The sequence below is a fragment of the Candidatus Epulonipiscium viviparus genome, assembly GCF_000171335.1.
Lineage (GTDB): Bacteria > Bacillota > Clostridia > Lachnospirales > Cellulosilyticaceae > Epulonipiscioides > Epulonipiscioides viviparus.
The window spans coordinates 1-25,162 of record NZ_ABEQ01000017.3 but is presented as its reverse complement, the minus strand read 5'-3'; the positions used below and the strand labels follow the sequence as shown (position 1 = coordinate 25,162).

Annotated in this window: 27 protein-coding genes; 21 read left to right on the top strand and 6 right to left on the bottom strand. The window is 34.3% G+C overall.

Annotation, left to right across the window (positions count from 1 at the left end):
- The first annotated feature begins 6 nt into the window (after window positions 1-6).
- The 12 genes from EPU_RS03795 to tmk all read left to right on the top strand — a co-directional run bounded on the left by EPU_RS03795 (window position 7) and on the right by tmk (window position 10,974).
- Window positions 7-906, top strand: coding sequence for a MurR/RpiR family transcriptional regulator (locus EPU_RS03795; RefSeq protein WP_029487959.1), 900 nt, complete (start codon window positions 7-9; stop codon window positions 904-906).
- Between the two features lie 15 nt (window positions 907-921).
- The gene (gene cmk, locus EPU_RS03790) at window positions 922-1,596 is read left to right on the top strand and encodes a (d)CMP kinase (protein ID WP_029487958.1); all 675 of its coding nucleotides are present in this window, start codon (window positions 922-924) and stop codon (window positions 1,594-1,596) included.
- Entirely contained in the window at window positions 1,589-2,443 is an 855-nt protein-coding gene (gene ispH, locus EPU_RS03785; protein ID WP_010166919.1) for a 4-hydroxy-3-methylbut-2-enyl diphosphate reductase, read from the top strand. Before cmk ends, ispH begins: the two co-directional genes overlap by 8 nt.
- Window positions 2,433-3,200, top strand: coding sequence for a CheR family methyltransferase (locus tag EPU_RS03780; RefSeq protein ID WP_010166917.1), 768 nt, complete (start codon window positions 2,433-2,435; stop codon window positions 3,198-3,200). Before ispH ends, EPU_RS03780 begins: the two co-directional genes overlap by 11 nt.
- Before the next feature lie 203 nt (window positions 3,201-3,403).
- A complete protein-coding gene (locus tag EPU_RS11455; RefSeq protein WP_052296453.1) occupies window positions 3,404-4,630 on the top strand; it encodes a putative glycoside hydrolase in 1,227 nt (408 codons plus the stop codon).
- Between the two features lie 81 nt (window positions 4,631-4,711).
- Window positions 4,712-5,143, top strand: coding sequence for a hypothetical protein (locus EPU_RS03770; protein ID WP_010166913.1), 432 nt, complete (start codon window positions 4,712-4,714; stop codon window positions 5,141-5,143).
- Entirely contained in the window at window positions 5,118-6,107 is a 990-nt protein-coding gene (locus EPU_RS03765) for a hypothetical protein (RefSeq protein ID WP_010166911.1), read from the top strand. Before EPU_RS03770 ends, EPU_RS03765 begins: the two co-directional genes overlap by 26 nt.
- Window positions 6,108-6,324: 217 nt before the next feature.
- The gene (gene cdaA / locus EPU_RS03760) at window positions 6,325-7,200 is read left to right on the top strand and encodes a diadenylate cyclase CdaA (RefSeq protein ID WP_010166909.1); all 876 of its coding nucleotides are present in this window, start codon (window positions 6,325-6,327) and stop codon (window positions 7,198-7,200) included.
- Window positions 7,187-8,521, top strand: a complete 1,335-nt coding sequence (locus EPU_RS03755; protein ID WP_010166907.1) for a CdaR family protein — start codon at window positions 7,187-7,189, stop codon at window positions 8,519-8,521. Before cdaA ends, EPU_RS03755 begins: the two co-directional genes overlap by 14 nt.
- 23 nt (window positions 8,522-8,544) lie before the next feature.
- Window positions 8,545-8,853 carry a winged helix-turn-helix transcriptional regulator gene (locus tag EPU_RS03750; protein ID WP_010166905.1) on the top strand — a complete coding sequence of 103 codons (309 nt, stop codon included), beginning with the start codon at window positions 8,545-8,547 and terminating at the stop codon, window positions 8,851-8,853.
- A gap of 64 nt (window positions 8,854-8,917) precedes the next feature.
- The gene (gene glmM / locus EPU_RS03745) at window positions 8,918-10,264 is read left to right on the top strand and encodes a phosphoglucosamine mutase (RefSeq protein WP_010166903.1); all 1,347 of its coding nucleotides are present in this window, start codon (window positions 8,918-8,920) and stop codon (window positions 10,262-10,264) included.
- Window positions 10,265-10,371: 107 nt separating this feature from the next.
- Window positions 10,372-10,974, top strand: coding sequence for a dTMP kinase (gene tmk, locus EPU_RS03740; protein WP_010166901.1), 603 nt, complete (start codon window positions 10,372-10,374; stop codon window positions 10,972-10,974).
- Between the two features lie 48 nt (window positions 10,975-11,022).
- Here tmk and EPU_RS03735 read toward each other — a convergent pair whose 3' ends face one another.
- Together EPU_RS03735 and htpG are read right to left on the bottom strand one after the other, a co-directional pair.
- Complete coding sequence (locus tag EPU_RS03735; protein WP_010166899.1) at window positions 11,023-11,478, bottom strand: hypothetical protein; 456 nt, start codon at window positions 11,476-11,478, stop codon at window positions 11,023-11,025.
- A 60-nt stretch (window positions 11,479-11,538) separates the two neighbouring features.
- On the bottom strand, window positions 11,539-13,446 hold the full coding sequence (gene htpG / locus EPU_RS03730; RefSeq protein WP_010166895.1) for a molecular chaperone HtpG: 1,908 nt from the start codon (window positions 13,444-13,446) through the stop codon (window positions 11,539-11,541).
- A gap of 187 nt (window positions 13,447-13,633) precedes the next feature.
- Here htpG and EPU_RS13175 point away from each other — a divergent pair, with 187 nt between their 5' ends.
- Complete coding sequence (locus EPU_RS13175) at window positions 13,634-13,798, top strand: alpha/beta-type small acid-soluble spore protein (RefSeq protein ID WP_083792553.1); 165 nt, start codon at window positions 13,634-13,636, stop codon at window positions 13,796-13,798.
- A gap of 31 nt (window positions 13,799-13,829) precedes the next feature.
- Here EPU_RS13175 and EPU_RS03720 read toward each other — a convergent pair whose 3' ends face one another.
- Window positions 13,830-14,282, bottom strand: coding sequence for a DUF5721 family protein (locus tag EPU_RS03720; RefSeq protein ID WP_010166891.1), 453 nt, complete (start codon window positions 14,280-14,282; stop codon window positions 13,830-13,832).
- 224 nt (window positions 14,283-14,506) lie between these two features.
- Between EPU_RS03720 and EPU_RS03715 the strand changes: the two genes are divergently transcribed.
- On the top strand, window positions 14,507-15,241 hold the full coding sequence (locus EPU_RS03715; protein ID WP_010166890.1) for a YebC/PmpR family DNA-binding transcriptional regulator: 735 nt from the start codon (window positions 14,507-14,509) through the stop codon (window positions 15,239-15,241).
- Between the two features lie 44 nt (window positions 15,242-15,285).
- Here the strand turns inward: EPU_RS03715 and EPU_RS12625 are convergent, their stop codons facing one another.
- On the bottom strand, window positions 15,286-16,566 hold the full coding sequence (locus EPU_RS12625; RefSeq protein ID WP_010166888.1) for a D-alanyl-D-alanine carboxypeptidase family protein: 1,281 nt from the start codon (window positions 16,564-16,566) through the stop codon (window positions 15,286-15,288).
- Window positions 16,567-16,807: 241 nt separating this feature from the next.
- Here EPU_RS12625 and EPU_RS11445 point away from each other — a divergent pair, with 241 nt between their 5' ends.
- The 7 genes from EPU_RS11445 (at window position 16,808) to EPU_RS03675 (ending at window position 24,031) form a co-directional block, all read left to right on the top strand.
- Window positions 16,808-17,458 (top strand): helix-hairpin-helix domain-containing protein, encoded by a 651-nt coding sequence (locus tag EPU_RS11445; protein ID WP_010166886.1) that lies wholly within the window; start codon window positions 16,808-16,810, stop codon window positions 17,456-17,458.
- 9 nt (window positions 17,459-17,467) lie between these two features.
- Window positions 17,468-18,151: a response regulator transcription factor gene (locus tag EPU_RS03700; RefSeq protein WP_010166884.1), complete on the top strand. Its 684-nt coding sequence runs from the start codon at window positions 17,468-17,470 to the stop codon at window positions 18,149-18,151.
- Window positions 18,152-18,221: 70 nt separating this feature from the next.
- Complete coding sequence (locus EPU_RS03695; protein ID WP_029487954.1) at window positions 18,222-19,583, top strand: sensor histidine kinase; 1,362 nt, start codon at window positions 18,222-18,224, stop codon at window positions 19,581-19,583.
- Between the two features lie 15 nt (window positions 19,584-19,598).
- A complete protein-coding gene (locus EPU_RS03690) occupies window positions 19,599-20,516 on the top strand; it encodes a GerMN domain-containing protein (RefSeq protein ID WP_029487953.1) in 918 nt (305 codons plus the stop codon).
- A gap of 55 nt (window positions 20,517-20,571) precedes the next feature.
- Window positions 20,572-22,791 carry a DNA internalization-related competence protein ComEC/Rec2 gene (locus EPU_RS12620; RefSeq protein WP_156778397.1) on the top strand — a complete coding sequence of 740 codons (2,220 nt, stop codon included), beginning with the start codon at window positions 20,572-20,574 and terminating at the stop codon, window positions 22,789-22,791.
- Between the two features lie 9 nt (window positions 22,792-22,800).
- Window positions 22,801-23,772 (top strand): DNA polymerase III subunit delta, encoded by a 972-nt coding sequence (gene holA / locus EPU_RS12615; protein WP_010166876.1) that lies wholly within the window; start codon window positions 22,801-22,803, stop codon window positions 23,770-23,772.
- Window positions 23,773-23,797: 25 nt separating this feature from the next.
- Window positions 23,798-24,031, top strand: coding sequence for a hypothetical protein (locus EPU_RS03675; protein ID WP_010166874.1), 234 nt, complete (start codon window positions 23,798-23,800; stop codon window positions 24,029-24,031).
- Window positions 24,032-24,081: 50 nt separating this feature from the next.
- On the opposite strand, the gene EPU_RS03670 is transcribed toward EPU_RS03675, so the two are convergent.
- Window positions 24,082-24,465: a hypothetical protein gene (locus tag EPU_RS03670; RefSeq protein ID WP_010166873.1), complete on the bottom strand. Its 384-nt coding sequence runs from the start codon at window positions 24,463-24,465 to the stop codon at window positions 24,082-24,084.
- 27 nt (window positions 24,466-24,492) lie between these two features.
- The coding region (locus EPU_RS03665; protein ID WP_010166872.1) for a class II aldolase/adducin family protein at window positions 24,493-25,162 on the bottom strand (670 nt) is incomplete at its 5' end.

Here is a 25,162-nt window from a genome sequence, read left to right as displayed (position 1 = left end):
AGTTCTATGAAGCAATACGAATTAATACAACGAATAAAGTCTTCTCAATCGAGAATGAGTAAAGGCCAAAGATTAATTGCAAACTATATCATTAATCATTATGAAAAAGCTGTTTATTTGACTGCTGCTAAATTGGGGCAAATTGTGGGGGTCAGTGAATCTACAGTGGTTAGATTTGCCACAGAACTTGGATATGACGGCTACCCTAAGTTTCAAGCTGCATTAGTAGAGTTAGTTAAAAGTAAATTGACCGCTATGCAAAGAATAGAAGTCACACATAATAGAATTGATCAAAATCACGTATTAAAAAGCGTGTTACAAATCGATGAAGAAAAAATCCGCCATACTGCTGCCCATATTAATGAAGAGACATTTGATGGTGCCATAACAGCGATATTAAATGCAAAAACAATTTATATTTTGGGAGTACGAAGCTGCGCTGGCCTTGCTACATTTTTACACTTTTACCTCAATATAATGTTTGAAAATGTTAAAGTTGTAAATACCAATAGTATCAGCGAAATTTTTGAAGTCATTCATAGAATTAATACAAACGATGTTATAATTGGAATAAGCTTCCCAAGATATTCCAAGCGTGTTTATCGATCTTTGGAATTTGCAAAGGGAAACGGTGCTACTATAATTGGAATCACCGATTCTGTTACTGCACCTATCGCGGAATTTTCARATTATTGCCTTGTTGCAAAAAGTGAGATGATCTCTTTTGTTGACTCACTTGTGGCTCCTTTAAGCATCATCAATGCTCTAATTGTTGCGCTTAGTCTCAAAATTAAGGATTCGCTAGAACACAGTCTCGATAGTTTAGAAAAAATTTGGGTAGAATACGAAGTTTATGATGATACCAAGGATTTTTTTAGAGAGAATTATGACAATACAATTATCTAGAAAACGGAGGCTTATATGATAATAGCAATTGATGGACCAGCAGGTGCTGGAAAAAGTACTATCGCAAAAGAGATAGCTCAAAAACTTGGATGGGTTTACATCGATACCGGTGCCATGTATAGAGCAGTAGCATTATGTATTCTCAGTCAAGGTATTGACTTAACCGATACAAATACTATTACAGCGGCTTTAGCAAATATACAAATAAAAATATCACATATTAATAAAAATCARCACATATTTCTTAATAAGGAAGATGTTACCAATAAAATTCGTACCAGTGAGATTTCTAATGCAGCTTCTACTATTGCGGCAATTTCTGCTGTCCGAGATAACTTGGTTCAGTTGCAGCGAACTCTTGCTCATACAACCAACGTTGTAATGGATGGCCGCGATATCGGCAGTGTAGTTTTCCCCAATGCTGATTTGAAAATCTTTTTAACTGCCTCACTTGCGGAAAGAACAAATAGACGATTTAAAGAACAAACAGAAAACGGAAAAATCGTTGAATGGAATAAAATTTTTTCTGAGATTGAATTGAGAGATAAGGCTGATTGTAGCAGAGTTGATTCGCCTCTTATTCAAGCTGAAGATGCCATACTTGTAGATACCTCCAATTTAACTGCAGATATGGTTGTAGATCATATTTTACAACTTGCCAAGGATAAAGTAGGTGTTCAATTTGATTAAGTTAGCAAAAAGCGCAGGATTTTGTTTTGGAGTAGAAAGGGCTGTCAATCTTGCTTATTCTAATGCCTCTCTTTCAAATATTTTCACATTTGGTCCTATAATCCATAATGATTTCGTCACCAACGATTTAAAACTCAAAGGAGTAGAAATAGCATATGAGCTTACTCCGCGCATCAAAAACGTAATAATTCGCTCACATGGTGTGGGAGAAAATATCTATAAACAAGCAGATCATTTGGGTATAAATATTATTGATGCTACTTGTCCATATGTCAAAAAAATCCATAATTTGGTAAAACAACACATAATATTAGGGCAATCTATTATTATAATTGGAGATAAATTGCATCCAGAAATAATAGGAATCAATGGATGGACAAATGATAACGCCATCATAATCAAAGATGAATTTGATTCTAATATACCCTTACTTGACAATACAAAAAGTTATTTTGTTGTTGCACAAACCACATATAAACAAGAAGTGGTCAATAGAATAATACAACTACTAGAAGAGAATCACATTACATTTAACTATGTTCATACTATTTGTTCCACAACAACCAAACGTCAGCAAGAGGCACGTAGTTTGGCCAAAAATGTGGACACTATGATTATAGTAGGCGGTCGAAACAGTTCTAATACAAAAAAATTATTCGAAATCTGCCTTAGTGAATGCAAAAATTCTTTGTGCATTGAAAACGCTTCAGAGCTTGCTAAAATCAAATTTAATAAAGATAGTGACATAGGTATAACTGCAGGAGCTTCTACTCCTAAATATATTATAGATGACGTTATATCCTATATAAATAATACAATAAAAGGGGAGATTAGTAATGGATTATAATCATTTTGTGACAGAGTTTTATACATTTTCTAAAATTGATTTAAATTCCTATAAGGAAGGACAGATGAAAAGACGCATTGATTCACATATAAAGAAGTCTGGTATTTCAGATTATCGAGAATTTTTAACACTTTTAAAAACTAACCCTAAAGCTTATGAAACGTTTTTGGGATATTTAACCATAAATGTTTCCGAATTTTTTAGAGATCCTAGACAATGGGCTACTTTAGAAAAAGATATTTTACCTGGAATTATAAATGTTACCAAAACATTTAATGTATGGAGTGCTGCGTGTTCCACAGGCGACGAACCTTATACTCTTGCAATATTACTGACCAAGTTAATCCCAAGCCAAAAATTCAAAATTATTGCAACAGATATCGATAAAGATATTTTAGCAAAAGCAAAAACTGGAATATATCCTGATAAACAAGTTATAAATCTTCCAGCAGACTTTAAGTCTAAATACTTCAAAAAAACTACAGAAGGCTATATAATCAGTGATGATATAAAAAGAAAAATTGATTTTAGACAGCATAATCTACTCAAAGATCCTTATCCTTCTGATATTGATTTGATTGTGTGCAGAAATGTTTTAATTTATTTCACAGAACAAGCAAAGGCAGATATTTATAACAAGTTTAGCAAATCATTATCTTCAACAGGAATATTATTTGTAGGTAGCACCGAACAAATCATTAACGCTCATGATTTTGGCCTCAAATCCAAAAAATTATTCTTCTATAGCAAAGCATAATCTTATTCCAATTCCCCCTCTGTTTTGGAGGGGAATAATACATTTTTTTACATATTTTAAAATTTCCCCTATACAACTTAAATTTTTCATGGTAAAATATTACATCACAGGGATTTTTTAGACAAAATAGGTAATTCGTGTAAAAATATAGATTTTATTTCACAATTGTGAATTTTTATGCTACAATAAAGGAGTGTTTACTTATGAAGAAAAAACTTACTTCTCCTGCACAGTATAGTTACTACACGTACAGGAACAAGAAAAACCACAAAAAAAAACTTACGATGCTTGCTACAATATTTACATTTTTATTAATGAGTTATGCTTTTCTAGCCTATGACGAAACCCACAAAACCCCTAGTGCTGATTTGCAAAAATTTTTTTCAATTGAAAATATTGGAGACTTTGAACAAAACTCTCTTAGTTTTGACATTCACAAAGACTCACCAAATATAAAAGGACTCTATGTTCCCGCTCACAAAACATATAATATAGATGAACTTATACAACTCGCAAATGCAACAGAAATAAATAGCTTTGTAATCGATGTTAAAGATGACATGGGATACCTTACTTTTTCTAGCAACAACCCTGCGTTACTAGCGGCAAAAAGTGTGCGTAAATCTCCAAAAATTCCTGATATTAATGCTCTAATGGATGCGCTATATAAAAATAATATTTATCCAATCGCAAGAATCGTAACCTTTAAAGACAATATTGTCGACACCAATTTTCCCGAGAGAATGGTTCTAGATCACGATGGCAATGTTTATGAAACTAAAGGAAAAGAAACTTGGTTAAATCCGTATAATATAGAAAATTGGGAATATATTTTAGAAGTATGCAAAGAAGCAATTCGTGTTGGATTTAAAGAGATTCAGTTTGACTATATTCGTTTTCATGAATCTATGACATCGACTCGGGTAAACTTACCTGACGATATTTCTAGAACCGAGATTATCAATGAGTTTTTAGACTATATGGTAGAAAATTTGGAGCCCTATGGGGTACGCGTTAGTGCGGATGTATTTGGAACCATTATTACTAGCAAAATCGACGCACAAGTTTTAGGACAAGATTACAAATCGTTTGTCCARCGCCTAGATGCTGTCTATCCTATGATTTATCCTTCTCACTACGCTAACGGTTCATTTGGTCAAAAAAATCCAGACTTAAACCCATACGAAATAATTTTAGGTGCCTTAAAAGCATCCAATGAGGTTATTAGACAAATTCCTCTCGAAGAACGAAAAGCACAAATTATACCTTATCTCCAAGACTTTACTGCTACTTGGGTAACTCCGCATCAAGACTATACTGCAAAACAACTTCAGCAGCAGATGCAAGCGGTATATGATTCTATTCTAAACGACTGGGTTTTTTGGAATGGTGCTGCTAGCTATACAACAGACGCATTTATAGAAGAATAAATAACCACATACTAGCATAACAATAGAATAAAAGAACAAAAAATAGCAGCTGCATGAAGAGTAAGGCGGAAAGGACTTAGTATGATTGATAAAGATAAGATTATTTTAATGTCACAATTAGCTCTCTTAGATAATGACCCTGAAATGCCTCACAATAGGCGAATCACCTCGAAATACTGTAAAGATTTTGTATATGTTGCCAATTTATTTACTCAATTATCTATTGCCGTTGTTGTAATTATTTTTATTGCAACTCATCTACTATGGCAAATTCAGAGCGGTATGAACCTACCCACAAACTTAGATGAAATCATATACACATTTATAATTCCATATGGAAGCTTAGCGTTTGGCTCAATTATTTTTTATACCATCATTTCTACTTTGGTTTATAAAAAAATATATCGTAAAGCTCAATTAAAAACTGATAAATATGATGCTTTAGTTAATGAATTAAAAAATCTAAGTATTCAGGAGGAAATATCTAATGAAAAAAACACTTTTAGGTATTAGAGCTGGGTTTATTAGTGTCTATAAGAATAATGAAGTCATTATAAATATACTCTCAAAGTTTATTTTAACTTTCATATGCTTGCTATGTCTTAACAACGTCATAAATTTTTCTAATTCTAATATTGTAACTATCGTGTTATGTGTGGCGCTCAGCCTCATATCAATGGGGCTACCTACATATATTACATTTATTGCATTGATGATTATTACGCTTATTAAAGTAAGTCAATCTGGACTCATCTTAACAATTGTTATGATCTCATTAGCACTACTTTTCTATATTCTATATATCAGATTATTCAAAAAAGAAACTCTTTTGATCATATTTACGTTACTTCTTTTGCCTACCGGGGCAATATATTTGGTTCCACTTGTTGGTGCGCTATTTTTTGGGTTTGGAGCATTTGGAGCATTCATCGTTGGATGTTCTTTATACAATATACTTATGATCCTTCCACTTTTGATGAATAGTTCAGCTAGTATTACACTAGAAGAAGTAGATACAATATTTGCACAAATTGAAATTGTCACAAATAAAATTTTATCTGTGACCGTATATGACCAAAACATGCTTGCTACAGCATCTATTTTGATGGTGGTATTTTTAGTAGTATATTTGATTAGAATTTTGTCTATCGATTACGCACCATATATAGCCATATTCTTTGGCTCTGTTATCAATATATTGGGTTTTTTATTAGCAGATCTGCTTATTCAAATGAATATTAACATCCCAATGATGATTATTACTACTTTAATTTGTATGTTATTTGCTTTTTTTGTTTCTTTTTTATCTAGAGTATTAGATTATAATCGTGCGCAGGTTGTACAATTTGAAGACGAGCATAACTATTATTTTGTAAAGGTTATTCCAAAAATTGAGTTATCTTCTCGACATAATGAAATTTATGATTTATATGACAATATTGATGTTGCTGATGAAGAAATAATTATTGAAATTTAAGTCGCTTTGGCGGCTTTTTTTTTATGTCATTTTCAATTTTTTTCTAAATTCATAATTATATCTCAAAATTACTTTTTTTAGTGATAAAATATATAAAGTTTGTGGTATAATAAAAAGTAAACCACCCTTAATTAAAAAATACTCAGTTAAATTTAAAGTTCTTATTTCGGTTTAATCACCGATTTATTTTACTACTACATCAAAAAAGGGGCGAAGTATGAATTGGGATTTTTTACACTCAATACTAGAACAAATTTCATTTTTTAAAATACCCCAGGTATCATTTAAAGACCTAATTGATATTTCAATTGTAGCGTTTGGGATTTACAAAATTATAATGTGGATTAAAGATACACGTACATGGGCGGTTTTTAAGGGTGTTGTCATTATTTTTATGGCTTCTTTAGTAGCTTATTTGCTAGAGTTGCACACCTTATCCTTTATAATTAGTAATACAATCACAGTTGGAACAATAGCAATTGTTATTTTGTTTCAACCAGAACTTAGGCGAGCACTTGAACAACTAGGTCAAGGAAATTTATGGGGGACCTCTATAACCACTGATAAAGAAACTCACACGCTAAATGATGAATCTATTTCTCATCTTGTAAAAGCTAGCATTCAAATGGCCAAGGTGAAAACTGGTGCACTAATTATCATCGAAAAAGATACTGTTCTTACAGAATACAAACGAACTGGAATAGCCATAGATTCTGTAATCAGTTCACAATTACTTATCAATATTTTTGAGAAAAATACTCCTTTGCATGATGGAGCAGTAATTATTTCAAAAAATCGAATCAACGCTGCCACTTGTTTTTTGCCTCTTAGTGATAGCCTCACAATCAACAAAGATTTGGGCACCAGGCACCGTGCCGCTATTGGTGTTTCTGAGCAAACTGATGCTGTTGTAATTGTTGTATCAGAAGAAACCGGCATAGTTTCCTATGTCCGCAATGGTAAAATCAGACGCAACTTAACTGCAGAAGGTCTTGAGAAAGTTCTCTCACTAGATGTTCAACGAAAGGCTAATAAGTCATTTAATGGCTGGAAAAGGAAAGGGAAAGGAAAGATGAAGAATGAAACGTCATAACTTACACTGGAAACTACTTTCTATATTATTAGCAATGCTTTTATGGCTTATCGTTATTAACATTCAAAACCCTGTTATCAGTGCAGATATCGACAATATCAAAGTTGATGTAATTGGTCTTAATCAAATAGAAGGTAAGGGACATGTGGTCAAGGATGGCTATAAACTACACAACCTTTCTGTAAATATTAATATTAAGGGGCAACGATTGGAGGTTGAAAATTTTTTGACAGAGGATGTCAACTCTGTTACAGCTCGGATCAATCTCACTCCATATGTCCAAGAACTTGTTAATAACTCTGGGTTAACAGAGCGATTGGTTGAAATAGAAATAGATAACGTCCCAGAAGACATTGTAATAGAAGACTATGAACCTTCTTCTGTTTATGTTGTATTTGAATCAGAAAAAACCGAATCCTTTGATATTATTTATAACATAAATGGTAAAGAAGACAGCCAATATATAACTCTTGACCCCATTATCAAAACTAAAGAAATTGAAATTGTTGGGCCAGAAAGCATTGTAGATACTATCAAAAATGTAGTTGTTGACATTAACATAAACGATTTTGCACAAGATCCACTTGTAATGGATTTACCAGTATTTGCCTATGACAAGGATGGCAATGAAGTTGTGGGGATTTCAAAATCACAAAATTATGTAGAAGTTATTTTACCTACAGGAAAGAAAAAAGTAGTGCCACTAGTAGCCGACTTTAACGGTACTCTCCCAACAGGATATACATTAACAAACACCATCATTACTCCTGCAGAAATCACCATCGTAGGTAATGAAGCACTCATAGATCAAATTAATTCTATACAACTTAATAGTATATTTCTCAGCAATATTATAGAAAATACAACTAAGCAAGTCGATTTTTTGCTACCTGATGGTGTCGAATATATAGATAAAATTGATCCTAAAGCTGTTGTAACAATTGAAGTACAAAAAACTAACATCCATGAATTTACGATAGATATCGACGAGCTCAAATTAAAAGTTGTTGGCTCCGATAACATTAAATACGATATTTTGGACAATTCGATTACACTTAAACTTAGTGGAACAGCAGAAGAAATACTTGAATTTACGGTTGAAGATTTATCTGCTACACTCGATTTGACAGATGCTCAACTTGGAAAACACGAATTTGAGCTCACTATTCCTATCCCTCCAGAATTAGAAATAGTAAATTCACCTTCTCTTACCGTTCTAATTGAGCAAATTGTATCCGAAACACCTTACGAAGATCCTGCTTATATCGATCCAATCTACATTGATCCATCTTATATAGACCCCACTTATCATAATAAATGATTTTTGAAAGGATGACAACAAAAATGGCAAATTGTCCTATTGAAACAACAATAACGCTCATAGGCAGTAAATGGAAAGTATTAATTCTTCGAGATTTGTTTGATGGCACTAAACGGTTTAGTGAATTAAAAAAAAACCTTTCTGGTGTCTCACAAAAAGTTTTAACTACTCAACTGCGAGATTTAGAAAGTTGTTCTTTAATCAACCGAAAAGTCTACCCAGAAGTGCCTCCTCGCGTTGAATATAGCCTCACATCCACTGGACAAAGTTTAAAACCAGTATTAGAGGCACTTGAACACTGGGGCAAAGAATATACCAAAAATTTTGAGTGAACACACTCAAGCAAATTAACATACACTATTAATGCTATAAATTATATTTATGGGAGGAATACTAATGGGAAATTTATTTGGAACTGATGGCGTTCGTGGAATTGCCAATGCAGAGTTAACTGGAAATTTAGCTTTTAAACTAGGTCAGGCAGGAGCCTATGTACTCACCAAAGAAACACATAGACAGCCTAAGATTTTGGTGGCCAGAGATACAAGAATTTCTGGACTTATGCTAGAATCTGCCCTTGTTTCTGGAATTTGCAGTATGGGTGCTAAAGCTATTTGTATAGGTGTTGTTCCAACGCCTGCAGTTGCATTTTTAATTAGGGAGCTTGGCTTAGATGCAGGAGTTATGATTTCTGCTTCCCATAACCCAGTTGAGTTTAATGGCATCAAATTTTTCAATAATGCCGGATACAAATTGCGAGATGAACTAGAAGATGAAATAGAAGCCCTAATAAAAGACAATACTAGCCTAGATTTACCTATTGGCGCGGCAATTGGTACCTGGGAACTAAAAGAAAACGTTGTTGATTTATATGTGGATTATTTGTGTAATACTTTACCTAGCGATTTAGAAGGTCTTCGCGTATTGCTAGATTGTGCCAACGGCGCATCATCCAAAGTTGCTCCTCTAGTGCTTAGAAAATTAGGAGCCGAAATAGAAGTTATTCACAATAAGCCTAATGGTTTAAACATTAACCAAAAATGCGGATCCACTCATATGGGTGATCTTAGCCGACAAGTTGTTGGCAGAAAAATGCAAGTTGGAATTGCCTTTGATGGCGACGCAGATAGATGCCTAGCTGTAGATGAAAATGGTCATATTGTTGATGGCGATCAAATTATGAGTATTGTTGGCTTGGACATGAAAAATGATGACAAATTAGTCAATGACACTATTGTTGCCACCGTTATGAGCAACCTCGGCTTTAAAATTATGTGCGATGAAAATAATATTAATCTTGAATGCACCCAAGTTGGCGACAGATACGTACTTGAAAATATGCTACAAAATCATTATAATCTTGGCGGAGAGCAATCTGGGCACGTAATTTTTCTCGACTATAATACGACTGGCGATGGTCTTCTTACTGCAATTCAATTGCTCTATGTTATTAAGAAAACAGGCAAAACACTCTCAGACCTTGCTTCTGTTATGAAATTATATCCACAAGTTCTTAAAAATGCCAAAGTTACTAATCAAAAAAAATATTTCTATAAGAAAGACGCAGATATTCAAGAACTTATTAAACAAGCTGAAAATGAGTTTTGTGGCAAAGGTCGAGTCCTTATTCGCCCTTCTGGTACAGAACCTCTTGTACGTGTGATGATCGAAGGCGAAGATCAATCTACCATAAATGCTTGGGCAGATAAAATTTCCCAGCTTATAGAAGACAAATTAAATTAAGTAGTTATTACTGCAGCAGATAGATTTATGACTCCCAAGCTTTGTAAGATCTGGTTTTGGAGTCTTTTTTTATGTATTATCAAATTTAATATAAGATTGGAGAAACTATGAATAGAGGTCTGTTTATTGCTATAGAAGGCGGAGAAGGCTCCGGCAAAACCACTCTTTGCTCCTTATTAAAAACACATTTTGAAGCTGATAACATCCCCGTTATTGCAACTCGAGAACCCGGCGGAATCGAAAGTGCCGAATCTATTAGAGACAATATTTTTCAATTTGACTTAGATGCCAAAACCGATTTACTATTATATTTAGCAGCTCGTCGAGAACACCTGATACATACAATTTTGCCTGCTCTTAATGCCGGAAAGTTAGTTCTTAGTGATCGATTCTATCTCAGCACTCTTGCGTATCAAGGTTATGCTAGCAATTTGGATATAGATATTATTCAAAAATTTAATAATTTCGTTTGCGATGATATTCTTCCCGATTTAAATATTATTATCGACTTGCCCCCAAATATTGGGCTTAGTAGAAAAGGCGTAGATATAAATCGATTCGATTTAAAAGGATTAGACTTTCATACCAAAGTATATGAAGGCTATCTGCAACTATCCGCATCCATCAAGAATGTATATCTCATTGACGGAACATCTTCATTAACATCACTCGAACATCAAATTTATTCCTTAATTAAATCAAAAATGTAACATAAAAAATAGAGATACGGCTTAATTGCGGTATCTCTTTCTTATTTGTCAAATCACAATATACTTAACTGGTGTTGCATTTAGATTCAGCTTCTTGATTTTATCTGCAAATTCATTTTGTATCAAATTTCGAATCGTTGCTCCAACTTTTCCAGCTTTTTCTATTGTCAATTTAGCATCATTGCAAGCATCAATAGAAGTAAATATCTTACCTGGTGGATAGTTTATAATAACTTTTTTAATGTCATCTGAAAAGCCTGGTGTTACTGCTTCATGCGCTTCTGCAACTACTCGATACTGAGCCTGTCCATGACTATTCTTTTCGATACGCTCTATATGCTCCGAACAATGAGTTTTAATATATTTCCACACAGCTTTTCCAAACTGTCCTCCTTGCCCTAATTCTAACGTACGTTCAGAATCTTGACACACATCCGCAGATGTAAATACTTTTCCTAATTCATATCCATTAATCACTTGCTTTTCTATCTCTGTAATATTCATAATCGACCCTCTCTTGGCTGTCGGAGAGAAAATTCTCCTCACATATAATGTTTTTTATAATTATTTAGTAAGGTTTAACAATAATTCGCAGTTCCTCATCAAAAATTCCTTCATTGCATCTGGAGATAATGATTGATTTGAAATAAGTGCTAAATCATATAAATGCTTACAAATTAGATCCTTTGTTGTTGCATCTACAGAATCGTTTGTCAAATTTTTAATCAGCGTATGGTTTTGGTTTAATACTAATGTCATATCAGAAGCCGGTAGATTATCAGTTGGCATTCCATACATTTTCATCATTTCTTGCATACGTCTTCCTTCTTCAGAAACCAAAATCATAGACGGAGTTGTATCGCTATTTAAGTTTTCAATAGAAACTTTAATATCATCTTGGTTCAATGCTACTTTAAACAAACTAGCAATTTCACCTTCATTAGTTTTGTCTGCTTCTCCTTCTCCTAACGCTCCAGAAACATCCGAATCAATACGCATAAACTTCAGTGACGGATTTCTTGATTCTATATGTGAAATAAATGATGCGTCAATCGGATGCGGCAAATATATCGCATGCAAGTTATTTTCTTTAAATAATTCAATATATTGGGATTGCTTTTCTTTATCTGAAACATAGAAAATTTTATCCTGTGGTTCATCAGCTTTTTGGTCTTTGGCATCTGGAAGATCATGCCCTAAATACTCTGCCATAGTTACGTGCTCATCATCAAGTGTTTTAAACAAAATGTAGTCATTAATTTTGTCCGAAAATTTTTGATCTCTTAAGCAACCATATTTGATGAATGGGGAAATATCATCCCAAAACTTTTTATATTTTTCGTTCTCTTTTTTATAAAGCGAAATAAGTTTATCTGCTACTTTTTTAGTGATATAATCAGAGATTTTCTTTACAAATCCATCATTTTGCAGAAAGCTTCTCGATACATTAAGAGGCAAATCTGGGCAATCTAACACACCTTTTAATAGCAACAAAAATTCCGGAATCACTTCTTTTATATTATCTGCTACAAAAACCTGATTATTGTAAAGTTTAATCTTTCCTTCTGCTATTTCAAAATCATTTTGTAGCTTTGGAAAATACAAAATTCCCTTAAGCTTAAATGGATAATCCATATTTAGATGAATCCAAAATAGAGGCTCATGGTAATCCGAAAAAGTTTTTCTATAAAAGTCTTTATATTGATCATCAGTACATTCTGCCGGCGGTAATGTATATAACGGATTTATATCATTGATAGGCTTTGCTTGCGCTTCATCAACTTCTTCTGTATCAATATCTTCTACATCGGCTTCTTCAGTTTTTTCAGTTTCTTCAGTTTTTTTATTTGCATCCACCATATAGATAGGAATAGACATAAATGAGCAATACTTTTCTACTATCTTAGATAGATGATAGAATCCCAAAAATTCCCTGCTCTCTTCTGCTATATGCAATATTATATCTGTTCCTCTTGTCGTTCTAGTTCCCTCTTCTAATTCGAAGGTAGTCCCTCCATCACAAGTCCATAAAAGTGACTCGCCACCTTCATATGAAAGCGTATTGATTTGTACCTGAGATGATACCATAAATGCCGAATAAAATCCTAGTCCAAAATGTCCAATAATCTGATCATCGTCCATTTTATCTTTATACTTACTCAAAAAGTCTTCTGCTCCTGAAAAAGCAATTTGATTAATATATTTTTCAATTTCTTCCTCTGTTAAACCTATACCATTATCAGATATCGTAATGGTTGATGCTTCTTTATCAACAGTCACAGTGATTTTAAAAGGCTCGTTTAAATTGTCTGCCGCTTCTCCAATATCGCAAAGTTTTTTAAATTTGAGAATAGCATCTGCAGCATTAGAAATAAGCTCTCTCACAAAAATATCGTGGTCTGAATATAACCACTTTTTAATTATAGGAAAAATGTTTTCACTATGAATTGATAAATTACCTGTTTTAGACATAAAATCTGTCATCCTTTCACTAATAAAAATTTTGTCACCTAAATATTACTAATTTACATATAATTTGTCAATATCTAATTTGCGAAAACATGAAAATTTCCAAAATTTACTGTAATATTCTATCGTCAAATGGGAACATTACTACTATAAATATCGAGTTAATAATTAGACGGCAAGGGAGAGTTATATGAAAAATAAATCATTGGAATCTATGAAACAAGAAATAGCGGCGGATCTAGGTATTTCACTAGCACAAAGGTATAACAGCAATGCTCGTCCATCTGGTAAAATCGGCGGCGACATGGTTAGACGCATGATCAAAGCTCAAGAACAGCAAATGAARGATCAATAATACAGGCGCCTCGGTCTTCGAGGTCGCTTTTTTACTTAATAAAATTATATTGCAATAAAGATCTTTCTATTTTTGCATCCCACTCAATTTCTGCGCTCTTATCCATTGTAAATATTTTGGGGCTCCAAGCCGAGGTTAAAATAAAAGCTTTATTTTCATACATAATATTTAAAAYAAATGACTTTGCATCTGTTGAAATTTGCTCTGTTTTCTCTTTTGTTGTCAAAAAAATAATTTCGAGATACTGCACTTCATCAGTTTGAGAAAATAGATGAATTATCTTATTTCGCAAAAATTTCCACGACATAAATGGTGCGGCAGGAACGTTATCGTTTACATGAAAATTTTTATGAAGAGTTCCATCAATTTTATATTTTATATCAGTATATAATGTTATCTCTTGCGTTAAAAACGAATCAAAAAGCGAATTTTTAAATAATGTATCCATAAATTTATCATTTTCTACTATTAAAAATTGCTTCATATAACCCTCCTTTTAGCCATTTTGACGTTTCTGATGCAAAATTTACATTTTATGCCAATTCATCACTTTTCTTTTTCATAGTATATCTATCACTCATAACTTCTTCAAGGCCTTATTTTAAGAAATAAAAATCTACCCCCTTGATTAAATCAATAAAATCAATAAAATAGTAAATAGTAGAAGTTTTCAAAGACATATAATTTAAAAATTTTTAGGAGGTAATTATGTCAGGACACTCAAAGTTTGCAAACATAAAACATCGTAAAGCCAAAAATGATGCGCAGAAAGGTAAAATTTTCACCAAGCTAGGTCGAGAAATTGCTGTTGCTGTTAAAAGTGGTGGCTCTGATCCTAATACTAACAATAGACTAAAAGACATTATTGCCAAAGCAAAATCTAATAATATGCCTAATGATACAATAGCTCGAAGCATTAAAAAAGCTGAAGGTGATGCAGATGGCGTAAATTACGAATATATCACATATGAAGGGTATGGTCCCAATGGTATCGCGGTTATCGTCGAAACACTTACCGATAACAAAAATCGTACCGCTGCCAATGTACGTGCCGCATTTTCAAAAGGCAATGGCAATATGGGTACCTCTGGATGCGTATCATTTATGTTCGAAGAAAAAGGCGAAATTATTATCGAAAAAGAAGATACCAACATAGACGAAGATGATCTCATGATGCTAAGCCTCGAAGCTGGGGCAGACGACTTTGCCGCTGAATATGAGGGCTATGTTATCACTACTTCTAAGGATGCTTTTGCTGATGTGTATAAAGCCATAGAAGATGCCGGCATAAAAATTTCTAGCGGTCAAGTTACTATGCTTCCTACCACCAATGCAGAAATTGCTGATGATAATATTAAAGCTTTCACCAAATTGCTAGACTTACTAGAATCTGATGATGATGTCCAAGAAGTCTACCACAATTGTAGCAATTTTGATGAATAAAAAATAGCCCCTTCTCTGTTTAGGATAGGGGCATAAAATTTTACTTATTTTCCATCAAAACGAAATTTTCTTTTTTTATGCTTAGTCATTATAAATAAAATGCTTATACCTACAACGGCAACTACAATAAAATCTACATTAAATATAGATGTACTCTTAGACTCATTTGGCTCACTATACAGGCTCGTTGCTGGTTTAAAATTAATTTTGGAAATAATAAGTTCACTAGATTCTAGTTTTTTTCCATTATGCATATAGGTGATTGTTCCAACAGTATCTCCTTCTTTAGCACCTAATCGCAAATTTTCTTCTAGATCCATTATTACTTCCAAGTCTTTTTTATATACATTTGAACGAACTACTATACTTATTTTATCCTTAGTAGAAATCTCACACGTTGCAACTTCAAACAATTTTCCACTTTGAATAGAATATAGCGGAGCTACTGTAATCACTTCATTGGGTGTATTCAAATTTAATGCTGTATAAGATTTAAATCCATAGTCCAATAGCGCATTGGTATCGTTATAATAGTTTTGAAGATGACCTTTCATTATCACCACTATTAGTTCAACTTCACCTCGTTTTCCCACGGTTACAAGCGTATTACCAGCTGGTGTTGTATAACCTGTTTTTCCCAAAATTACATCTTCACGATATCGCTGGCTATCTCTAATAGGATTCATAAGAGCATGACTTTGCGATAGATAAATCGTCTTATTTGACAAATTAGTCGACGGAATCTGATATGTTGGGGTATCCATAATTTCTCTTAAGTATTCATCATTATAAATCGCTTTTGTTATCAATGCCATATCGTAGGGAGTTGTATAATGTTTTGAATTATGCAGTCCATGAGGATTTGCAAAGTTTGTTGCTGTTGCGCCAAAGTCGTGCGCTGTTTTTGTCATTAGCTGCGCAAAATTTTCTGTCGTTCCAGAAACCGCTTCTCCTAATGCATTTGCAACGTCATTTGCCGAGTCTAATAATAAAGCATGTAATGCCTGATCAACTAACAATTTTTCTCCTTCACGCATTCCTATTCGACTACTATCCGAATCTATACTCGTTACTGCGTGATTCGAAAACGTTATATAGTCATTAGGATTTAGATGTTGGATTGCCAAGTAAGCTGTCATCAATTTTGTTATACTTGCTGGATAGTATCTGTTATACGCATTTTTCTCATAAAGAATGGTTCCTGTTTTGGCATCCATTAGAATTGCCGCTTCTGCATTTATCTTTGGAACTTCTTGTGCAATACAAATTTTGGGGAATATTAGTAAAAATACACATAACATTATTTTTATAAGTTGTTTATTCATCAATTTGATCTCCTTTTCTCTTTAGAATGATGTGAGCCATAGTTAGTATAACATAAAATATCACCGTGCAATATACGCGTCCAAAAATTTATTTAAACATTTTTAAAAAAAAGTGAAAAAATACTTTACAAAATGTACCTTTTTGTACTATCCTAATATAATTAAAAAATAATTTGAAATATTTTGCTAGAGCCTGACTATTTTTCAAAAAAAATGTTAACACTTTAATACGAGGTGATTTATGAAAGAAAAATACAAAGGAATAGCTTTATTTGCGGGTCTTGCGGGTTGTATCTCTGGTTTCGCATTATATAATAATAACGATGATCAGATCATTATGCCCTCGCAACATGAAACCGCAATTTCTATGCTACATGAGATTGATCAAATGAAAACTATCGATACTAATCAGACTCATGCTACAAATATTTCAACCACACCACCAGCGCCATCAATAATACCTATTCATATCGATGGAGAAGTAATTAATCCTGGTGTTTATAATATCGCTGAAGGCGAGCTAATCAATGACCTTGTTGTCATGGCTGGTGGTTTAACCAATGATGCCGATCTAGCAACTATCAATCTTGCTGCGACGGTTACTACAAACTCTAAGGTATATATTCCAGCGTTTGATGATGAAGTACCTGTTATGACTCAGGCTACCATTTCTTCTATTGCTTCTCAATCAGACGATGGCTTAATACACATAAATACTGCAACGCTAGCTGAGCTCGATTCGCTCCCTGGAATTGGTCCTGTTAAAGCAACTTCTATTCTCAGCTATATAGAACAAAACGGAGAATTTACAGATATCAACGAGATTTTAGATGTGTCAGGGATCGGAGATGCCACTCTCGATAATATCAAAGATTTAATAACAATTAATTAGGAGGAAATTATGAAAATCAAGGCTTTAGTAGTAGATGATGAGAAACTAATTGTGAAAGGAATTGTCTTTAGTTTATCACAAGAGGGTTGGGATGTTGATAGCGCCTACGACGGTGCCGAAGCTATAAATGCAATCAAAAGCGAAAACTATGATGTTGTCATTTTAGATGTCATGTTACCTGAATATACTGGGCTCGAAGTATGCCAAATCGTTAGAGAGTTTTCTAATGTTCCAATTATTATGCTCACTGCAAAAGGCGATGATATGGATAAAATTATGGGCCTTGAATATGGTGCAGATGATTATATTACCAAGCCTTTTAACGTTTTAGAACTCAAGGCTCGAATTAAAGCAGTTTTACGACGTTCCATTCAAGAAAAAGAAACAGAGAAAAAGACACTAGAAATCGGCGACTTAAGACTCGAATGCAATAGCAAAAGAGTATTTCTAAATAACAACGAAATTAATTTAACCTCAAAAGAATTTGATATGCTAGAACTTTTTGCGACTCACCGCGGCAAAGTCTACAATAGAGAGCAACTGCTTGACTCCATTTGGGGCAAGGGATATCCTGGCGATGTTCGTACAGTTGATGTTCATGTTCGACGTCTTCGCGAAAAAGTAGAGCCAAATCCAGGCCAACCAGAATATATCTATACAAAGTGGGGTGTTGGATATTACTTCAAAGATTAAGTATCCCTGGTTCTATAGTTTAAGGTGGCAGCTGCTATCCTTTTTTGTAGTTGTAAGCGGAGCACCCCTTATGCTGTTTTCTCTGCTTGCACACAATAGAATCGAAACCTATTTTCTAAGCAATAGTCAAAAGGAATGGATACGTGAAGCAAATCTGGTTGCTAGTCAAATTGTTGAAAATAGCACCTACCTTCAAAAAGGAGAAGACTATTCTAACTTTATGTCGCAGATTTCACAAATAGGCAATGAGCTTAGTACTTCTGTTAGAGTTGTTGTTATTGATAAAAATGGATATTTAGTAGCTGATTCCAGTAGAATTGATATAAATTCAATGCTTATATCCAACCAGGTATTAAACGCTTTAAATAAAAGAGATAGTGCCGAAAGAATTCTTAAAGATGGCAAATATATCATGAGTACCGCTGTCGCTATTAGAGATTTAGAAAACACAAACAACATATTAGGTGTAGTCTTGCTTTCGGTCAATATCGATGATGTATATCTATTATTGGAAGAAGTTTCCACTCAAATATATGTATTATCTCTATTTACCAGCGTTTTGACCGGGTTACTTAGCTTTTTTGTATCGGCATTTTTYACTAGACCCATCAAAGAGCTTATGTCTTCTGTCGAAGAAGTTACAAATGGGCGCATGGACGAAAAAATTATTATTAAGGGTCGTTCTGAAATGGCCGAATTAGCAAAGGCATTCAATTTAATGACAGCTAAGCTTCAACGCGTAGATGAAACTCGCCAAGATTTTGTCTCCAATGTTTCACACGAATTAAAAACTCCTCTTGCATCTATAAAAGTACTAAGTGATTCTCTTATAAATGACAAGAATACTCCAATAGAAATGTATCAAGAGTTTTTTCTCGACATAAATCACGAAGTAGATAGATTAAATACTATCATCAATGATTTGTTGTCTCTTGTAAAATTAGATAGCAATAAACTACACCTAAATTTGGAAGAAACAAATTTAAACCAACTAACCAATGCCATATTAAAACGCTTGGCTCCACTTGCAACTCAAAAAGCAATTTCTCTTGTATATGAAAGCGAGCGCGATATCAAAATTGAGGTTGATCCTCTCAAACTTACACTTGCTATATCTAATTTAATCGAAAATGGCATCAAATATACTCCAGAACATGGAGAAGTTAGTGTTATCATTAAAGAAGACTCTAATAACGCATATATAATTGTACAAGATACAGGCATTGGTATCGCCAATGATGAGCTACCTAAAATATTTGAACGATTCTACAGAACTGACAAAACACGTAATCGCGAAACCGGAGGCACCGGACTTGGCCTTTCTATCACTTACAGAACTGTTATTATGCATAAAGGATCTATCAATGTTACAAGCGAAGAAGGGAAAGGTTCTAAATTTATTGTGCAACTCCCTCTAATGCAATCTAAGTAGAAAAGGGAGACAATTATGAAAAAATATTTTTTGCTTTTATGTTTGTCAGTTATATTTGCTATACTTTCTGGATGTTCATTAGTTAAAACTCACGAATTCAATCCAAATCAGTATCATTTATATCACTTTGATTCTGCTAAAAACAAATTAGTGACAACTAACATCATTCTCAGTGATCAGTTTAATCGCGATGAAATTGTTTATTCGATCACAGAAGCCTTATACCGCAAAATTGATCGCACTTATCAGTCCAACATTTCATCAATACCGACTGTAATTACTATTAATAATGGTATTGCACAGCTTGATTTTGCAGAATCATTTAACAGTTTGAGTACCCAAAATCAGATGCTCGCCAGAGTTGCACTTATCTATACACTCACCGATTTAAACTTTATTTCTGGGCTCACTATGACTATTGCAGACGAACCGATCACCACCGCTAACGGTGTCCYTATAGGTGTTATGAATAGATCCAATATTATTTTAAACACTATGGACCCAAATCCACCCACCAATTATCAAACTTTAAAATTATACTTTCTCGATGAAGATAAAGAAAAGCTAGTTCTCGAAAGACGAGGGGTAGAAGTCAATAAAGATGTTCCAATAGAAAAGTATATTCTCGAAGAATTGATCAAAGGTCCTACAGCAAACAATTTRCTMCCCACTCTGCCTTCTAATACRATTATAAATTATATCGTTACCAAAGACGGAGTATGTCAGGTAGATTTATCTAGCAATCACTTCAAAGAAATTATTGCTCAAGATGGTGAACAAATGATGGTTGATTCTATTGTAAATTCATTAACAGAAGTTTATTATATCGAAAAAGTCGGATTGCTAATAGATGGCAAGCGCGAGGTTGAYGCTTTGGGGCGCATCGATTTAAATTTATTATTTGGAAGGAATGAAAGTGTAATTGCTAACTAAAGAGAGAGTATTAGCTCGTAGCTTGCTATATATCATAGCAGGAATACTATTCGGGATGGTATACACAGATGTATATATCCCTTTTTTTATTTGCCTATTATTTTGTGGCGGATATTATTTTATTACCAAAAATATCAGCGTTTTTGTATACGGAATTATATTTACAATTGCATTTATGTTTACATTCAATCATCCGTTGTCCAAAATGCAACTATTTTGGCAAAATTATCCATCAGCAACCGTACAAGGTACCATTACAGAAGTGCGCCAGACTTCTTACTCAACTGTTTTAACTATCGATTCTGTAATTTTGGTATCAGAAAACGGCTCTACTGAATTTGTAAATGGAAAACTCGATCTTACGTTACCTGATCCTCTGGCGGCTACTGAATTTTCTAAATACGATATCATTTATTGCAAGATCACTATAGATCCCCCCACTACTACTTTCAATCCAGCAGACTTTGTGTACTCCCAATATCTCAAAAGCGAGGGCATTGTTGCAACAGCCGAACTTGACAATATCATCAATTACCAGAAACAGACTCCTTTTATCGAAAAAGTTCAAACCGCTTGCGACGATCATATTGCTACCATTTTTGCAGATGATACAACTGGCATAATTAAGGCTCTCATTTTGGGAGATAAATCTTCGCTAGATGACTCCATTTATGCCGATTTTCAAAACTTAGGAATTTCTCATATTCTTGTAATTTCTGGTTTTCACTTGGGAGCTATATATCTAATAGCCAAAACGATCGCTTCTTATATTTGCCCCAACTATTACGCGCGACTTGTTGCTGCCTTGCTCTTCATCTGGAGTTATTGCTTAATAGCAGATTTTACCGTTTCTATTACGCGAGCTGCAACACTAATTACCGTCACTATCATTGCGTTTATGATCCGCGAAGAAAGCGATTTTTTTACCAGCCTGGCTTTGGCTGCCATAATAATTTTGATTGACAATCCATTTGCTCTTACTTCCGCCAGCTTTCTTCTATCCTTTGCCACAGTTACGGTAATCGGAGTATATAATATCGTATCCGAGCACTACCTAGATCAAAATGATTTGTACACATTAAAGTATAAATCACTGATATTCAGTGCCTCAATYACACTTGGTATTGCTCCAATTATTATATATTTATTCTACCAAACATCGCTTGCCGGAATTATATTAAACTTAGCGCTTATTCCAGTATTTAGCATTATCATTTACGCTACGCTATTTACTCTTGCAGTCGGCATGGTAAGCATCAATATTGCCCAGTATCTGGCAAACTTCATAATTTTTACTCTTGAGTCGATATCTGCATTGCTTGAGTTTGTGTCAGAATATTTTGCTTTTGCGATGGTCACTCTTGGCAAAATTCCAGTTTATGCGGTGGTCATATGCTATGCCGTGATCGGAACTGCCGTTGTTGCCTATATTTATCAAAAGGACAAACTACTAAAAATATCAATTGCATTTGGAGTATGTACTGCTACCATTGCCTTCGGATGCGGGTTTATTCCTTCTACCAATTTTGAGCTAACGCAACTATACGTTGGTCAGGGAGATTGTACAATCATTCAAACTTCCAAAGACAAAATCATATTGGTCGATGCCGGCCCTCCCTCTGCAAAAACTAAAGTTATAAATCACATCAAGTATCTTGGCAACAATAACGTAGAATTGGCAATCGTAACGCACTCCGATAGCGACCATATTGGCGGAGTTATCGAACTTTTCAAAGCCGGAATGGATATAGATATTCTTATGTTACCTTATACAGAGACAGCAGATGCTCTCACAACCGAAGCACTTACATTGGCAGCCGACAACGACACCACTGTCATCTATGCTTCCTCAGATTCTGCATTCACAATCGACAACATTGCCTTTAACATAATATCGCCTCACAAAACCGTATCTTATGAAAATCTTAACGAAGCATCGATGGTTTTTACTATACAATACAAAGACTTTACCATGCTTTTTACCGGAGATATTGGACACCCTACCGAAATGCTATTGCTAGACAAACTTACTGATGTTGATGTACTTAAAGTTGGTCATCATGGCTCCAAAAATTCTAGTTCTGCAGCATTTATTGCACAATGCAGCCCTGAAATTGCATTCATAAGTAGTGGAAAAAATAACCTGTATCAACATCCTCATTCTGATACACTTGATACTCTCGATGCCGCCAATGTAACAGTTTTTAGAACCGATTTACAAGGTGCGATCACCATCGATTCAGATTTCAACATCACAACACATCTAGCAAATTAAGGAGACACAATGAACGAATGTTATTTAATTTATGGCAATGAAGAATATCTAAAAACTCAACAAATTCAAAAACTCAAGGCTGCCACAGTTTCTGATAATGATGTTATGAACTTCGTAACATTTGCGGGACCAACTTGCAATGTCGAAACTATTATAGATGAAGGGGAAACTCTACCGTTTTTCAATGCCAAAAAATTTATTTTAATTAAAGAGAGCGGGTTATTTGCACCTGGTCGAAAAGATGCCTCAGATAGACTTTCCGACTGGCTCAAAATTTTTCCCGATTATATATGTATGGTCTTTTCAGAAACTCAGGTCGACAAACGCAACAAACTATACAAAACACTTATTACTGTCGGCTCTGCACAAGAATTTGACTTTGTAACCGAAGCTCAAATGTTGAGCATTATTAATAAAGAGTTTCATAATCCTCCAATAGAAAAAAATGTATTTTCGTACTTTATATCCAGAATGCCAAAAAATGTAGGCTACACTCTTTTGGAGTTTGAAAAACTTCTAGCATATTGCTGTCATTCTCCTATTACGATCGCCGCCATCGACAAAATATGTACCATAACTCTCGAGCAAAAAATATTCGATTTGTTTACGAAGATCGCCCAACAAGATTCTACTTCTGCAATAGCGCTATATCACCACCTTGTTGCGCAAAAGGAATCCCCCATCGCGATGCTTGCTTTGATTGCAACTAATTATAGAAATATATTCCAAATAAAAGATTTAGCACGGCTTAAACATACTCCTTACCAAATTTCTCACCAACTCGGGCTTCCGATCTACGTGGTAAACGAGATGCTTGCTGTCGGCAAAGTCTATAGATACCAAGAGATTAAGGATGCTCTCAAGGCTTGCCTTACTGTTGATCGCAACGTTAAAACTGGCCTAGATGAACAGATTAGAGGGGTAGAGTTGCTAATTATCGCCCTATGTATTAAAAAACCTCTTGCTGCACAAACTATTTAAAATACTATTTTAGGAGGGAATTTGCATGGGAAAAGTTGATGATTTGAAACACCTATACGAAGAGGGCTATCGTTGCATTTACAAAGAGAAAAACGATGGGCTAACTTTACATTTAAAAGATTTTCAAAATGAAAAAATTGATACTATTTCATCTCACGAAAACACCGAAATGAATGAAATGGAATCATTTCTTAATAGCGTAGAGTTTGAACAAAATACAAAAGGATACGATATTATCTGTACTGACTCTGCTGAATAAACTCCTGCAACTGCGGTCATCATAACTGCAGTTGCAATCACGCACATCCCCTACTCCAAATTATCTATTTTAGGAATATGCAAATACTTTCTAACCACAAATAATATCGCTACTGCCATAATAATAAACAGATTTTCCATTGGCGATGGGTGATCTACTACCAACTGCCTTGCCAATGCCAGCAACAATATGTCAACCACCGAATCCACCGTATGGCTGGTTATTACTTTAATAACTTCTATTCCTATCACAATATAGCAAACATTATTTATCCATTCTATAATGTAATCCGGACACGAAAACAATTCATTTATACTTGTACTAATTATCATCCCCGTTCCACTTATCACGCATGCCACCAACACTGCCGCCCCCAGAAGCAATTCTGCCACCGCAATTACATCAAACACTTTGTGATAAATTTTATTCCTCATATTTTATTCCCCCCACTAAATACGTGACTAAATACGTGATATATTTTTATCTCTCAATTCCCATGCTATTCTCGCACTCTCTTCTATTTCTTCTATTTTATAAAATGCATCCATCATATTTTCTCCTGCAACCAAAACTCCATGATTGCTTAGCAAAAATCCATCGCTCGCTGCAACATTAGCTTCTATTAAGCTAAATAGCTCTGCACTTCCTGGCACTGCATATGGCACGATTCCAACTGTTCCCACTTTCATTTTCAAATATGGCGTATAGCTCGGAATACAATCTACCTTATTTTCATGGTTTAAACATGACCACAACGTCGCATACAAACTATGTGTATGAATCACCGCCGCGACATCTTTATGCTTATACAAAATTTGATGCATCGGAAATTCCTTACTAGGTTCCAGCATCGAGCGCACCACTCCTTCCATAGTCACTTCTGCAAAGCTTTTTCTTGTCAACTTTCCAAAACAAGCATCACTTCCAGTAATGTAGATCGTATCTTCGTATTTAAAACTAAGATTTGCCGCAGACCCCACCACCTTGCCTCGATCAAACAAACTCTTAGCAATCCATATTACTTCATCGAATATATCGTCTAATTTAATATTTTTTTCCACACTTTTTCGAAAGTTTTCTACATATTCTTGCAAATGCTTACACGAAGCTTTCACTTGTTCTACATCAGTA